This is a genomic window from Microcoleus sp. CAWBG58, assembly GCF_020883045.1.
Classification (GTDB): domain Bacteria; phylum Cyanobacteriota; class Cyanobacteriia; order Cyanobacteriales; family Microcoleaceae; genus Microcoleus.
Genome location: NZ_JAHRFA010000031.1, coordinates 62,360 through 76,696, shown reverse-complemented (window position 1 = coordinate 76,696; position 14,337 = coordinate 62,360). Strand labels below are relative to the sequence as shown.

General features: G+C 42.1%; 11 protein-coding genes. 3 read left to right on the top strand and 8 right to left on the bottom strand.

Annotated features, from left to right (window positions below; all coding sequences use genetic code 11):
* Positions 1-576 precede the first annotated feature (576 nt).
* From QZ918_RS15940 to QZ918_RS15905, 8 genes are all read right to left on the bottom strand, one after another.
* Positions 577-1,794: a calcium-binding protein gene (locus tag QZ918_RS15940; protein WP_293336631.1), complete on the bottom strand. Its 1,218-nt coding sequence runs from the start codon at positions 1,792-1,794 to the stop codon at positions 577-579.
* A 633-nt stretch (positions 1,795-2,427) separates the two neighbouring features.
* A complete protein-coding gene (locus tag QZ918_RS15935; protein ID WP_293336629.1) occupies positions 2,428-3,654 on the bottom strand; it encodes a HEAT repeat domain-containing protein in 1,227 nt (408 codons plus the stop codon).
* 105 nt (positions 3,655-3,759) lie between these two features.
* Entirely contained in the window at positions 3,760-5,133 is a 1,374-nt protein-coding gene (locus tag QZ918_RS15930; protein ID WP_293336627.1) for a WD40 repeat domain-containing protein, read from the bottom strand.
* A 49-nt stretch (positions 5,134-5,182) separates the two neighbouring features.
* Positions 5,183-5,752: a hypothetical protein gene (locus QZ918_RS15925; protein WP_293336625.1), complete on the bottom strand. Its 570-nt coding sequence runs from the start codon at positions 5,750-5,752 to the stop codon at positions 5,183-5,185.
* A 10-nt stretch (positions 5,753-5,762) separates the two neighbouring features.
* Positions 5,763-6,143, bottom strand: coding sequence for a hypothetical protein (locus QZ918_RS15920; protein WP_293336623.1), 381 nt, complete (start codon positions 6,141-6,143; stop codon positions 5,763-5,765).
* 2 nt (positions 6,144-6,145) lie between these two features.
* Positions 6,146-7,297 (bottom strand): ATP-binding protein, encoded by a 1,152-nt coding sequence (locus QZ918_RS15915; RefSeq protein WP_293336621.1) that lies wholly within the window; start codon positions 7,295-7,297, stop codon positions 6,146-6,148.
* 28 nt (positions 7,298-7,325) lie between these two features.
* Positions 7,326-9,335 (bottom strand): helicase HerA domain-containing protein, encoded by a 2,010-nt coding sequence (locus QZ918_RS15910; RefSeq protein ID WP_293336619.1) that lies wholly within the window; start codon positions 9,333-9,335, stop codon positions 7,326-7,328.
* Positions 9,336-9,684: 349 nt separating this feature from the next.
* On the bottom strand, positions 9,685-11,052 hold the full coding sequence (locus QZ918_RS15905; RefSeq protein ID WP_293336617.1) for a calcium-binding protein: 1,368 nt from the start codon (positions 11,050-11,052) through the stop codon (positions 9,685-9,687).
* 370 nt (positions 11,053-11,422) lie between these two features.
* On the opposite strand from QZ918_RS15905, the gene QZ918_RS15900 reads away from it, so the two are divergent.
* From QZ918_RS15900 to QZ918_RS15890, 3 genes are all read left to right on the top strand, one after another.
* Positions 11,423-12,622: a sensor histidine kinase gene (locus tag QZ918_RS15900; protein ID WP_293336615.1), complete on the top strand. Its 1,200-nt coding sequence runs from the start codon at positions 11,423-11,425 to the stop codon at positions 12,620-12,622.
* A gap of 286 nt (positions 12,623-12,908) precedes the next feature.
* Positions 12,909-13,568: a response regulator gene (locus tag QZ918_RS15895; RefSeq protein ID WP_293336613.1), complete on the top strand. Its 660-nt coding sequence runs from the start codon at positions 12,909-12,911 to the stop codon at positions 13,566-13,568.
* A gap of 165 nt (positions 13,569-13,733) precedes the next feature.
* Positions 13,734-14,318 (top strand): Uma2 family endonuclease, encoded by a 585-nt coding sequence (locus QZ918_RS15890; protein ID WP_293336611.1) that lies wholly within the window; start codon positions 13,734-13,736, stop codon positions 14,316-14,318.
* Positions 14,319-14,337: the final 19 nt, after the last annotated feature.

Genomic DNA, 14,337 nt, shown 5'->3' with positions numbered 1-14,337 from the left:
CACCTGTTGGTCTTATTATTTTTTGTTGTGAAATGAAGTTAATCATTTGCTCGGTAAGGTTGACTTAAATTTAATTATTGATTCATCAGTTATGTCTAATAGTTACATTGCTGAAAATATTTGCTGGGAATTAATAGTTAGTAACAGTCTGATTATTGATGTTTTCTGGGTTAAGAATATTTAATTCACGCCTCACCTCAATTTTTAGGGATTCCTAACTGGCTGATGCTTTGTTGCACAGATCTTTTGGGTGCTTTTGCTCACGCTCGATCTCGGATAATTCACTTTTACCCCCTCAATCCGTGTATGTGCCAGTTGGGGGTGCGGAATGTGGGTTAAAACCGACTTAGGAATGAGAATTAAATAACTTACAATTTTTTATTGTTCTTGTGGAATGGGCGTCCCGCCCGTTCTTTATGGACGGGCGGGACGCCCATCCCACAAATATGTGTAAATTATTTAATTCGCGATCCGTAAGCTATGAGGCAGGGGTTTAAACCCCTGCCGGATTATCGAGAAAACGCACTAAGCTGACAGGAAGAAAATAAGTTAAGCTGAAACCCGCGCACCTGAAAACTAGATGAATTTAAATTGCGCTGCATCGTTGATATTTAGGCCAGTCGGTGCATCTTGAACGATCGCGATTAACTCAATGGGCTGGAACAATCCTCCTCTCTTGAAAATTCCCATATCTGGAGTGGGACGCCCTCCTTGCAAGGAATTGGTAATGGGTTTGAGCTCGTAGTTACCTCGCGCCCCGGAAAGTTGAATCAAATCCTCACCGATTACGAAGTCTGGGATGCGAGCAAAATCTCCCGTGCCATCGAAGCCTTGGAAAAAGTTGATCGCATCGCCATCTGGAATGACGTTGCCATCATCATAGAAATTGTCCAGCACAAAAGTATCTCGGCCCGCGCCGCCGATGAGCATATCAATCTCACCCCGTCCCTTATTGGTACTCTCGGCACCTTGAATTCGATCGTTCCCGTCACGCCCGAACATAAGGTCATTTCCTCGATCGCCCAAGAGAATATCATTGCCGTTACTGCTCACGAGAATATCATTGCCGTTACCACCATCAGCATGGATGTTTGCCGATACATTATCCGTATCCATGCGATCGTTGCCATCCCCCCCCGTGAATTTGATAAATTTGACGCCACTTGTAACGGGTAGATTCCTGATATTCAACGTATCATCGCCACCGCCACCATTAATTGCATCGAAACTTTCTATACCTTGAGTTTTTAAGGTTGCGGGGACGAGATTGGTGCGCTGCAAAACAACGTCCGAACCCGATTGGCTGAGGTTAAGATTATCCCCTTGCGCGGAACCATTGAATAACAATTTATCGTTACCTTCGCCACCTTGCATTAGATCGCTGCCATCGCCATCCAACCATTGAAACAAGTCATCGCCGCTGCCGCCGAGCATCGTATCGTCGCCCTTTTCGCCAGCTAGGAAATCTGCCCCATCACCACCATCTAGCAGATCTCCACCGTCGTCACCTAGCAGACTATCATTTCCTAATTCTCCCTTTAAAGTATCGAATCCTGCCAGACCAAATAGGGTATCGTTCCCTGCCCCGCCCAATAAAATATCGTTCTCTGACGTACCAAATATCAATTCGCTCTCTGCCCCGCCCGAGAAGTTACCGGGGGGATTGCCGATGATGGTATCTTCTCCAAGCGCACTGTTAAAACCGTCTAATGCAATCTGATTTTCGGTAAATTTCTGAAGGGGATCGTTAGCAAAAGTACCGTTTGGAGTGCCATTCCCATTAATTACTGCCATGTTCGTCGCTCCTAGATATTAAGTGAATTAGTGAGGCAAATCAAAACTATTTGCTTTGGTTTGTTATGTCACAATCCTAGGAGATTGACTCGGTTCAAAACATCTGAAAAACGTCTCGATTTGACATCAACGAAATGGATATTCTCGATCGCCTCCTCATCTGCCAAAAGTCGCGATCGACCATCGACTATAGATATGCTGCCGAGTGCGATGCGCGCGCTGCCTATCCCGATCGGCTATAACTTTAGTCGTAAGTCAGTCCACTTAATTAAAAGCAAGATCCAGAACGCTCAAAAGCTTAGTGGCTGGCTTTGATTCCTCCTGGCATCTCCATTCTATAGCGGTTCTCACGAACATGAGGTGCACTCTATTCTGTGAATGTCAGCATTTTCGAGCGTTTTTCTGTACCTCACCTACATGAAAAAGGCTATAGATACTCAAATCTGTACAGTCAAAGCACGCCTAAAACACTTAGTATAACTGCACATTGAGGCAATTGAACGGCTGGAACGGTGGCGCAACAGTCTAGATAAAACCCTGTTCAATTTCACTCAAACATTTTACTTGGAAATAGAAGCCTACGCTGATGAGCCGCTTCTACTACTAAGTGCGGAAATTGAGCAAAGTAGCAATCTACTGAACAATAGCTGGCGGTAATAACTTTACGCTTTCTGTACTTAGTAACTTTAGCACTTCGTTCTTCTCATTTTCCAACTGTTGTATCTCACGTCGAGAGGAACGCATGGATCTACGGCTGTAGTCCTTTCTAATACTTATAATATAAAAAATTAAGAATACAGCTATAGGTAATCCAATTAAAAGCAAAAATATTATCGTTTTTAAAATTGCTAAACTAATAATTACTAAAATTACTAAAATAAGTAGTATTCTCAATAATAAATGAACTTCGTATATTGTTTCTAAAGTTGAATACCATAACATGGAAAAAGTTTCCCCCCAAGGCTGGCTTGTTTTCTGTTTGTGAAGTTTGCTGTAGTAAGCACTTATTAATTTATGCAATTCTGATGAATAGTTTTTTAAGCGATCGTTATAATATGATATTTTATTTTTGTATTCTTCTCCTTCTAAAACAATTTCTAAATTCATCTTTTCTTCTTGAGGCAATTGTAATGTAAAATTTTGTAGAGCTTTTTGACAATTAGGATATTTAATCTTGATTTCATTTAACTTCTCAGTCAACAGCTCGTATTTATCTAAAATCTTTTCTTTTTCTCGTTTAAAATATATAGCCCTCTCCAACATTTTTTTGTTTACAGGGGCTATTTCTTCCTCTGTCAGGATTGAAAACGGAGATTTATCAATTTTTCCTGTAGTTCTAAGTTCATTAATAACTTCAGAAGTCATCCCAGGAACATTTTTCAATCTGTCCGCAGGCCCATAAGTCCAGAAATCCCAAAATTCATCTTGCTCAGATATAGGAGTATGGTCTGTCAAAATTTTGAGTTTTGTTTGCACTATTTTATTAGCGATTTGATTGGGTTCTCCCGATAGATGCTCTGAATAAAGAGCTAAGTCAAATCCTATAGATTCAATTGTTTGTGCGGCTGCCCATCGAACCAGATCGCTTTGTCCAGACTGTGCAAGCTCGCTTAGGCTTTTTGCTAACCTCCGACTTTCTTTAGACTCAGATTTGAAACAATCATCTAGTTGACCGAAAGCTTGAATTGCTAGTGCTAAAATATGATTATTTTTGTTGGTTAGCAAATCGAAAAATGCTCTAGTTGGTGGATCGGGGCGGGTGGCTAATAACTTGAATAGTTCTAACTTTTTGCCGGGAGTATGGCAAGCGCCGAAAGCCCTTAAGATTTCCTCGCGAGTAGTAATATCGTTGTATTGCATAGGTTTTGCAGAGGTAGAATGGATAAACAGAAACCATCTTGAAAGGCTATTGTTTTTAGCTCTAGGCAAAAGTTGTATCGGATTATATAAAATGATTTTCTTCGCTCAATCACGCCTCCAAATCTGAATTGTGCCGTCATTACTTGCACTGGCTATAGTCTCACCATCAGGACTAAAAGTAACACAATTAATTGCTGCTGAATGCCCGATGAGAGTGCGAAGCGTTTTCCCTGTACTTAGCTGCCAAATCTTAATTGTATTATCAGCACTCGCACTAGCTAGCGTCTGACTGTCAGGACTAAAGGCAACGGAATTAACCGCATGATAATGTCCTGTTAAGGTACGCATTTCCTGCCATGTATTCACGTCCCATAGTTTGATGGTACTATCCCCACTGCCACTGGCTAAAATCTGCCCATCAGGGCTGATGGCAAGCGAAGTAACTACTTGAGAATGACCTGTGAGGTTAAGTAGTTGATTGCCTGTGCTTAGCTGCCATAGCTTAATACTCGTGTCATGACTACTACTAATCAAATTCTCCCCGTCGGGGCTGAAAATTACAGAACTAACTATCCCTGAATGACCTGTGAAGGTGCGAATTGCTTGACCCGTACCTATTTGCCATAGCCTGATAGCCTTATCATTACTACCACTAGCCAACATCAGCCCATCGGGGCTTAGGGCTACGCAAAAAACAGCATAATTTACGGTCAAATTACGCAGGAGCGTACCTGTAGCCAGTTGCCACAGCTTGATTACCCCCTCATGACTGCCACTGACTAACACTAGACCATCAAGACTAATGGCTAAAGAACTAACGTAGCTACTATGTCCTGTTAGAGTACGAATTTCTTTTCCTATACTCACCTGCCATAGTTTTATAGTATTGTCATTAGAACCACTCGCTAAAATCTCGCCATCTGGACTAAATGCAAGGGAAGAAATACTATTTGAATGCCCTGTAAGCTGGTTGGCAATTTTCCAGTTATGGGGTGGTTTTCTTAGCCGATCGAAAGCGCGATAGTAATCCCAAAAATTGACTGATTCATTAGAGCTATTACTATTAGGCTTGTTTCTTGCTTGTACTATCCTGTCAGCTATCTGTTTGGGGTAGGCAGGCAAAGATTTAGCAAATAGTAAAAAATTAAAGCCTATTTCCTCAATGGTTGTTGCTGCTGACCAACGAATCAAATCACTTTGCCCAGATATTGCCTGCTGACTCAGTATTTCTAGCAAATTATTACTTTCTTTCAAATCAGTTTTTACACTGGCATCGGTAATTTTGCCAAGTGCTTGAATAGTCAGTGCTAAAACTGACTCCATCTTCACATCTTTTAGTAACTCAATAAAAGCATCAACAGGAGGATCGGGGCGGGTTGCTAAACCATCGAAAAGTTTAGCTTCTTCTCTGGGATCGTTATTGCATAGGCGGAAGGCAGTGAGAATTTCATTTGCAGTGTTTATAGAGTAAAATGTCATGGTTGATTCTATGAATAATTATGTTTTAGCTATTGCTAACAGCCGTTAATTAAAAGTTGCTCATTAAATCGGCTAATCCGCTATATATATTGAATCCAGTATCTACTATATCAGCTATTCTGCCAGCATTATTAACTAAACTTTCAGCATTGTCAATCCATGTGCCGATATTATTACCTTTATCTTTCGCATCTTCTACTTCATTTTGCTGCTGACAAATTTGCGTTTCAAGCGTGGAATGAATTGAAGACATTGGTTGGTCATATCTGGGAATTAATAGATTAGCTGCCTGCTGCATTTGTCCGATCCGATTTTCTGTGGCAGCTATACGTTGATTCAAGCTGTTTAGCTTAGATCTCATCCGTCCTATCACCTCACGAACCTTTTGTTTGCTTGATTCGACATTCCTCTCGCTTTCCGCTTTAGCTGCTTCCAATTCCTGTATTAACTTACTATCTGATTGATAATAAAGTCCCGAACGACTTTTGATCAGCGTCAAAGCAGCTTGCACTGCTTCTAGGTCTTTTTTGTAGCTTTCGAGTCGATATTCTTCTGATACGATTTCTCCAGCATCTTTTTTGATTTCTTCTTCCAAGTTTTGCTCGCTTTGGAATTCCATCTCTTTACTCCTATGGATTACTTAGCTCAACAAACATTTGTTTTAATTGGTTAAAATCAATGCCGCTAATAAACTTTTCCATAACCTGACAATTATGGCTAATAGCCTTCAGATCCATTGCTTCTGGATCGTTAATAAAACGAGATTGAGCATTGGCAATTAATTTTGCCAACTCAGTGAAATTCTTATGAAGCTCCAATTGAGAGAGTAGCATGGCATCGACAACTTTGAGAGGTGAACTACCATCTTTTTCTAACTCATTTAGCAAAGCTGGGACTAAGCTAACTTCCTCAAATAGCTTCAGCAAATCTAGATAGGACTGATTTAGTTTTAACGCTCTATCTACAAAATTCTCATAGTCAAGACCTAAATTTTCGACATCTGGATGCAACTTTACTGCCCTCCTAATTTCATATCTTGATTAACTTTATTTACCTTGGCTTGCTCGATCGCTAAAGTTAAAACTTCTTTAAGCTTAGCCTCCCAGTCTTTCTGACTTTCTTTCAACTTCTTTAACCTATCTCCAAGTGTTGCATACTCTCTTTCAATTAGTTTGCGCTCGTCTACTTGTAATATAGCAAATTCTTCTTGAAGGGTGGTGGCTAACTCGGGTTTACCCAAAAAGTCTGCTAATGTTGCCACCCGATGTCGGATAGCTTCTGACAAGCGAGTTACCTGTTGCCATTCCTGTCTGTGTCTGTCACCAATAAGGCGACTGTAGGCAGTCATAACTTCCTGGTGTTGCTGAACAAAGGTAGCTAGATGAGCTAGAAGGTGCGATCGCAAATCCAGTAATTCTCTCAAACTTAGATGGTTCGCAGGGTGCAAGTTCCTAAAACTTCGGGGATTTCGGGGATCTATTTCTCGGAGTGCCGATCGCACGTCTTCGGGCGATCGCTTGAATGTAAAATGTAATTCCCCAACTAAGCGGTCAAAAATTTCCCGCGTTAAATCGGTAAATAATACCTCTAATTCAGTATAGCTCAAAGAAAGATTTTTTACGTGAGTGCGAAGCCGATCGATAACATTGTTACGATAGTCGTCACACAGGCGTTTGTGTTCGGTCACAGCGGTGTCAAGTACCGTTGCTATCCCATCGCAATACCAAGATTGCTTTTTAATATGTTTGATAATATCGCTGTTGGTAATAGAGCGTTCAATACCTAGCTTCACCTTAGCATTAAGCTTTTCCGGAATCTTCACTGCACGGGGTCGATACCAACCTTCCATATATAAAAAAGATTCGCCAGGACTAAGACGGGCAATTTCTTCTATCTGAGACTGATCTAGAAGCATCGCTTGACCGATATCTTTGCGATCGTCTGATGACACCAACCTATGAGCTATTTTAACATTAGTATTTTTGACCACTTCCGCAGCTACAGCAGTTGGTAGTTGATCGGCAATAATAATACCTTCCCGTAGCGCCCTCATTTCTGCCAGCATCCGAGTAATATAATTAGCTGCTTCCTGCTTGGTATTACCTTCCTCAGCCGAGCTTACTCCTAGATTCCTTCCTACAATATTATGGGCTTCTTCTAGCAAAATGATATGCTCGGGATTCCCCGATTCTTCAGTGCGTTGTCGCTTGATATATTCTCGAATTTTTGTCAGTAAAAAAAAACGTTATTAAATTAGCTTGGTCTTGGTTTAAATAATCTAATTCTAGAATGGTGGGATATTTTAACAATTCTGCAATTGTAGGATTACTACGTTGGGTATTCAACATAGCGCCCACCCCCCTACGCAACAAACTACCAATTCTAACTTCTAAAGCAGCTTTGAGGTTAGATTTTACCTCACCTACATAATCCTTAGTTTCAAATAAAGAGGTAATTTTGTTGTATAAATCTCGCATTGTTGGAATTGCCATATGGTCAGGTGTTCCTTCTTCGCTACCAGTCCAACCCTTGTCATAATAAATTTCTTCTAAAGATTCTGCTATTAAAGCTGGCAAAGGTCCAAACAGGGGCAAAGAGCCACGAAAACTAGCTTCAAGGTTGGCAATGTGTTCAAAGAAAGGTACACCGTCAGATACTTCAAAAGGATTAAACTGGAATGGAGAAATCTGGTCATTTCCTAGAGTATAAATTCGTAATTTTTGGGTAAGTTCTATCAGCTTATTTTTTTGCGGATCTGAAAATTGCTTAGAGATTTTGCTCTCTTCAAGGTTAAGATTGACAACCTTGGGAGCGATATTTAAAAGAGATCGATATTCAGTTTTAGCAGGTTCAAATACTAAGAACGGAATATCATGAAACCACAACTGAGTCAGTAAATTAAACGCCGTAGTTGTTTTACCACTACCAGGAACCCCACAGATAAAAGCGTGCTTATTCAATTGATTCAATTCAATTTGAATTGCATTTTCTGGTCGAGTGGTTTCATAACCCCCAAAATCAATCCATTGCTTTGCTGGATCTAGGCTACTAACATCGTTTTCCTGACTAATCCCAGGTACAGGGGCATCACCGGGAACAACAATACGAAACAACCCACTGATTTCATTAAAAGTAGCATAGTGATGAAGTGGTTCTAAGTGTTTCATCAATACGCGCTCTTGACTTTTTGTCATATCTCGATCGCCAAACTCTGATTCTCTCAAACCTTTATCCCATTCTTCCCATTGTGCAACTGTTGATATTTGACCCTTTTGTGTGTCAGTGAGACTACGTTTAAATGCAGGATGATTGTGGTTTAATACTATCGTGCGATAGCGGCTCTTTTTAGTGCCGCTTAAAAGCAAAGTTCCCAATACACTACGAATAGGTAGCTCATCTTTACCTAAAACCTTAAAAGTGTACTGATATAGACTTTCTGTTAAATAAGAAGCTTGATATCTTTCGTAAATTCGTGATACTAATTGTGCGTTTTTATTGTTTTTACACAACCTATTTGACTTTAAGGGCGCCTCCTCATTTTTGAGCTGTATTAAATATTGATTTAAAGCGTTGATCCAAGTTGATTTTTGTTGAATAGAACAGTTGTCTGGTTGCAGGGTTATCTCCAGTATTAAGGGACTATTGAAACTGGCAATTGCTTGACATATTACCAGCATATCATTGGTGTCTTCAGCTTCCCATAGTAATGGAACATAGTAACCATTAATGAACTTTTTAGATTTTGTACTTTCAATTTTTTCTTCATAGTAGTTAAGGCTTGTGCTGATAATCTCTTCATATTTAATAGCTTCGCCTATATGAGTTACCCAATCCAGACTCTGAATTGGTGGTGCTTGTGCTAAGAATTTTATTTTTTGATAAAACTGGCTGAGAAAACCTTTGGTGATAACATTTTTTATATTTGTAGCTAATTCGTCATTCGCTGCATTCGATTCATTTGTTTCTAATTGGCTTACAACTAGATAAATACTCAATCGTTCATCAAATTTAGGAGAACCTGGTGCATAGCGATATCGGATGGAAAATGTGAGGTTGTACACCCGACCGAGATCGCTAAGCAGTAGTAAAAAGTCTTTTTGGCTGCTTAGTACCTTCTGCCGGACATTTTGCCCGTACACAGAAACATATTTCTGAGATTTTAGGTCAGGAAGTTGACGAATTTGGAAAATTAGGGGGAACATCAAGTTTACTCCAAGTTTGTTTGTTTTATCTTACCCTGTGGCTGCGCTGCTATCTAGTTATTTAGTTTAACGATTTTTTGAATAGATATTTCTTGGTTAATTTAGTTGAGTTATACTGTACCTCATCTACCTGATAAAGACTATACTTAATTGGTAATTGATAATTGGTAATTCTCCCACTCTTCCACTATCCCCCTCTTCCCTCTCCCCCTCTCCCCCCTCTCCCCTTCTTCCCTCTTCCTTGGACATACTTATGAGTTGGGGGCGATCGACAAAAGGTGCTGCGTGTTTTTTGCATCACGCAACACCATACTCGATTCAAATTTAAAGCAGTGCGATCGCCACAAAACTAGCTGAAGGTAAATTGACTTGTATTGGTCAGGCTGAGGTTACTGGGTGCATCCTGAACGATCGCAATCAACTCAAGGGGCTGTAAAGGTCCTTTCTTGAAAATTCCCATATCTGCATTGACAGCCCCTCCTTGCAGGGAATTGGGGACGGATCTGAGCACGTAGCTATCGCGCGACCCACCTAGTTGAATGCGATCGATACCAGATTGAAAGTCGGTGATGCGGGCAAAATCGCTCAGACCATCAATCTCAATGTTGCCATTGAAAAAGTCCTCAAATCTGTCTAACAGGCCGTCGCGATCGTCATAACTGGTTATCCCCGACTGTCCTAACACAAAAGTATCTGCTCCTGCACCGCCAATTAGCACATCAATTTCACCTTTGCCTCCTCCTATGTCGGTTTCGGCACCTTTCAACGTGTCATTCCCGTTATTTCCCAGAAGAATATCATTTCCTCGATTGCCAAATAGCTCGTCGTTGTTGTTGCCACCACTCAGGTTATCATTTCCGTTACCGCCACCAGCAATGATTCGTGCCGATACATTATTCGTATTCAGGCGATCGTTGCCTTCTCCCCCCGTGAATTGGATAAATTGGACACCGCTTGCCAGATCTAGATTGCTGATATTCAACACGTCATCGCCACCTAGACCGTTAATTGCATTAAAACTTTCTATGCCTGTGGTTGTTAAGGTTACGGGGACGAGATTGGTGCGCTGCAATATAATGTTCGAGCCAGATTTGCTGAGGCTAATATTATCCCCTTGGGCGATCGAACCGTTGAATAACAAGTTATCACTTCCGCTGTCGCCTTGAATCAAATCGCTGCCGTCACCATCCACCCATTGAAAGTTATCATCGCCGTTACCACCGATCATCGTATCGTTACCCTTATCGCCAGCTAGGAAATCGAACCCATCGCCACCTTCTAGCAGATCCGTATCGTTACCACCTCGCAGGTTATCGTTGCCTGATTCTCCCCTTAAAATATCGAATCCGTCTCCACCAATTAGGAAATCGTCTCCTCCCCGGCCCGAGATGTCGTCACCGCCAGCACTACCATCGAGCCGATTGCTCCCACCATCGCCGATTAAGACATCTTGATTGTTACCACCAATTAAGTTTTCAATACCGATGAAAGTTCCGCTACCTCCAAAAAAAGTTGCTTTGTTCGTCTCTAAGGAAGCATTTATGTTATTGCCAAATCCCAGATAGGTCGCTGTATCGTTTCCGTTTCCACCATCAAGAAGATCGTCACCAAAAAAACCGCCAAACAGATTATCGTTTCCGTCCAATCCCCGCAGGGTATCGCTCGCAGCAGTACCGTTCAGATTGTCGTTGCCGTTGGTTCCATTAACTAAAGCCATGTTCGTTGCTCCTAGATATTAAGTGATTTATTGAGGCAAATCAAAACAGTTTGCTTTGGTTTGCTATTAGTCACAATCTTAGGAAATGGATTCGGTTCAACACATCTGAAAAACGTCTCGATCTGAAAGCATTCTGATATCAACGAAATGGATACTCTCGATCGCCCTCTCATCTGCCAAAAGTCTCGATCGCCCGTTACTGCCGAGTGCGATATGCGCGCTGCCTATCCCGATCGGCTATAACTTTAGTCGTGGTTCCCAGGGGTAGCATCAGCGAAAGTTAGAAAATTGCCGAATTTTATCGACATTCAGTCTGACTTGCAGTATTTTTTGGGAATACTGAGACACGCAAATACAGGAGTCCAAAGTCATGACGGCGATCGCACCTCTACTAAAAACCCAACCCCAGCCATTTCGCTTTTTGCTGTACACCGAATGGATCATGTTAGGCAGTTGTGGAGTGATGGCTGCGATCGAAGCGTGGCAGCGTCAAAGCATTCCCGTACAGCACATTCTGATCCTGGTATCCCTGGGTTTGATGGGATGGATCTTGCCCTCGGGCAAAACATCGTTTCGCTATCTCTATACGGCGATCGAAATGGGTTTAATCTTCTACGGAACTACCTTGGGATACCTGCATATCCTACCGACACTGTATTTGATCGTGTTGATTCGCAGTTGTTTTTTATTTGAATCTCCCGGTCGGTGGATAGTGGCAGGTCTTTCGCTGGTAATGTATATGTTTCACCAGCTTCAGTATCTTCAGAGAGTAATACCCCTGATGTTACCTAATGTCGAGCAACAGCAAATTTGGATGCACCAGACAGCAGAATTGTTGATGTTTGGCTTGGGACTATTTTTTGTGTCGCAGTTGGTCAGTACCTTACTAGCAGAACGCAGAACCCAGGAACAACTATCGCAAGCCCACGCGCAGCTACGGGAATATGCCCTGCAAATAGAAGATTTAGCAGCGGTTCAGGAACGCAATCGGATTGCTAGAGAGATTCACGATTCGCTGGGTCATGCCTTGACTTCGCTCAACATTCAACTGCAAACCGCCGTGAAACTTTGGCAGCACGATCCCAAAGATGCACAACCGTTTTTAGAACAAGCCCAGCGACTCGGTAAGGTGGCGATGAAAGAAGTTCGACAATCGGTAAATGCGCTGAGGGCTGACGCAGAGGCAGAAGAACCCTTGGAACAGGGGATTGTCTCCCTGATCGAAGACTTTCGCCAGAGTACGGGTGTCACTGTTACCAGCAGCATTGCTGTGGAAGTTGTGTTACCGCCTCAAGTTGCCAAAACGCTGTATCGGGTCGTGCAAGAAGCGTTGACCAACATTTGCAAATACGCCGAAGCTACTGAAGTGCGCCTGCAATTGCAAACAACGCGCGATCGAGTGCTTTTGAGTATTGAGGATAACGGGCGGGGGTTCCAGTTGGAAAGTCGTGCTGGCGGGTTTGGATTGCAAGGGATGCGAGAGCGAATAGCTTCTCTCAATGGAGAGTTTCACCTGGAAACATCACCCGAAGCGGGGTGCAGAATTGATGTTAACTTGCCCTTAAGTTAGATAGATCTGACCGTCAACAAGCTGTAGGGGCGGGTTCGCCAAGGTCTTTGAAGCTTGCAGATAGCTTAAATAAACCCGCCCCCACCCCACAAATAACCCCCAAATACCCCCCTAAGATTGAGATTGCTGCAAGATTTGAGTAGGTACAAATAAAAGGGATGAGTAATTCAGACCTAGTATTACTCGATGTAACAAAATGTAAAACTCACCTAACGCCTTTCCGTGTTTTTTCTTTGTCTGTGTAATTAAGAACTATCATGGGATAATAGATTTTAGGAATATCGCCATGATTCGCCTGTTGTTAGTTGACGATCAGCAGCTTATCTGCCAAGGACTCAAGGCTATGTTAAGTCTTGAATCAGATTTAGAAGTGATTGGAATTGCCCATAACGGTAAAGCTGCCCTAGAGCAAGTCGAAGCTCTCCAACCCGATATTGTATTAATGGATTTAAAAATGCCCGTGATGGATGGTAGAGAAGCAACTCGCCTGATCTGCCAGTCATTTCCCAACACGAGTGTCTTGGTGTTAACTACTTTTGATGACGATGGATACATTGTTGATGCGATGCGAGCCGGAGCTAAGGGCTATTTGTTGAAAGATATGCCATCGGAAGAGTTAGCGCAGGCAATTCGTTTGGTGCAATCCGGTTACACTCAACTGGCACCTGGTTTAATGGATAAGCTAATGACAGGATTTAGTGCTGCACCTACGACTCCAACACCTACTACTCAACCGTCAAAACAATCTGAACTGGCACAATTAACCCCGCGCGAACAAGAGGTATTGCGGTTGATTGGTAAAGGTTTAACCAACCGAGATATTGCCCAGGAGTTGTTTATTTCTGAGGGAACGGTGAAAACTCATGTCACTCATTTATTGAATCGGTTGAATTTGCGAAATCGATCGCAGTTGGCAATTTACGCTAATTCTGCGATCGCCACCTGAATCATTTGAACATTTTATTGTTTTTTTATCAACCGCAGAGAGCGCAGAGGGCCCAGAGAGTGGGAATGGAGAGGCTGCACAATCCCGCTCGGATTACCGCTGCATACTTTACGTCAGTTACAATCATATTATCCTGGATGGAATTGCGATATTTTTGGTGAAGCTATGCTGATAACAGAAGCCCCTTTTACGATCCGCAAATGGACAGTTAAAGAATATCAGAAGCTGGGAGAGATGGGGTTTTTTCACCCAGAGGAGCGAGTTGAACTACTTTCAGGAAATATCATCACAATCAGTGATAAAGGAACTGCTAACACTTCCGCCACGAGACGCACTGCTAATGTACTGCGAGATATTCTGGGAAATCAGGTTGATGTTTATTATAAAAGCCCGATCGCCCTCGATGACAATTCTGAACCTGAACCGGATATCGCTGTAGTAATAATAGATCCGTTTGACTACGCCACTCACCATCCGACTCCTTCAGAAGTATATCTAATTATCGAAGTAGCAGACAGCAGCTTAGCTTACGATCGCGAAGTTAAAGCCAAAATTTACGCGCGATCGCGAATTGCCGACTATTGGGTATTAAATGTGAATGAGAGACAACTGCACGTTTTCCGAGAACCCACTGAATATGGATATCAAAGCGAAGTCATTCTTGAGGAAACTGCCAGCATTTCACCGCTCCAATTTCCTGCTGTTAATATCGCAATTGGGGAAATGCTGCCACCTATTATATCAAATTGAAAACTGATATCAAACTAAT

What these genes read in the sequence shown, in the direction of transcription:
- QZ918_RS15940 (WP_293336631.1), bottom strand. Translation starts at nt 1,794, where the DNA reads ATGGCAGTAATTAATGGGAATGGCACTCCAAACGGTACTTTTGCTAAC.
- QZ918_RS15935 (WP_293336629.1), bottom strand. Translation starts at nt 3,654, where the DNA reads ATGCAATACAACGATATTACTACTCGCGAGGAAATCTTAAGGGCTTTC.
- QZ918_RS15930 (WP_293336627.1), bottom strand. Translation starts at nt 5,133, where the DNA reads ATGACATTTTACTCTATAAACACTGCAAATGAAATTCTCACTGCCTTC.
- QZ918_RS15925 (WP_293336625.1), bottom strand. Translation starts at nt 5,752, where the DNA reads ATGGAATTCCAAAGCGAGCAAAACTTGGAAGAAGAAATCAAAAAAGAT.
- QZ918_RS15910 (WP_293336619.1), bottom strand. Translation starts at nt 9,335, where the DNA reads ATGTTCCCCCTAATTTTCCAAATTCGTCAACTTCCTGACCTAAAATCT.
- QZ918_RS15905 (WP_293336617.1), bottom strand. Translation starts at nt 11,052, where the DNA reads ATGGCTTTAGTTAATGGAACCAACGGCAACGACAATCTGAACGGTACT.
- QZ918_RS15900 (WP_293336615.1), top strand. Translation starts at nt 11,423, where the DNA reads ATGACGGCGATCGCACCTCTACTAAAAACCCAACCCCAGCCATTTCGC.
- QZ918_RS15895 (WP_293336613.1), top strand. Translation starts at nt 12,909, where the DNA reads ATGATTCGCCTGTTGTTAGTTGACGATCAGCAGCTTATCTGCCAAGGA.
- QZ918_RS15890 (WP_293336611.1), top strand. Translation starts at nt 13,734, where the DNA reads ATGCTGATAACAGAAGCCCCTTTTACGATCCGCAAATGGACAGTTAAA.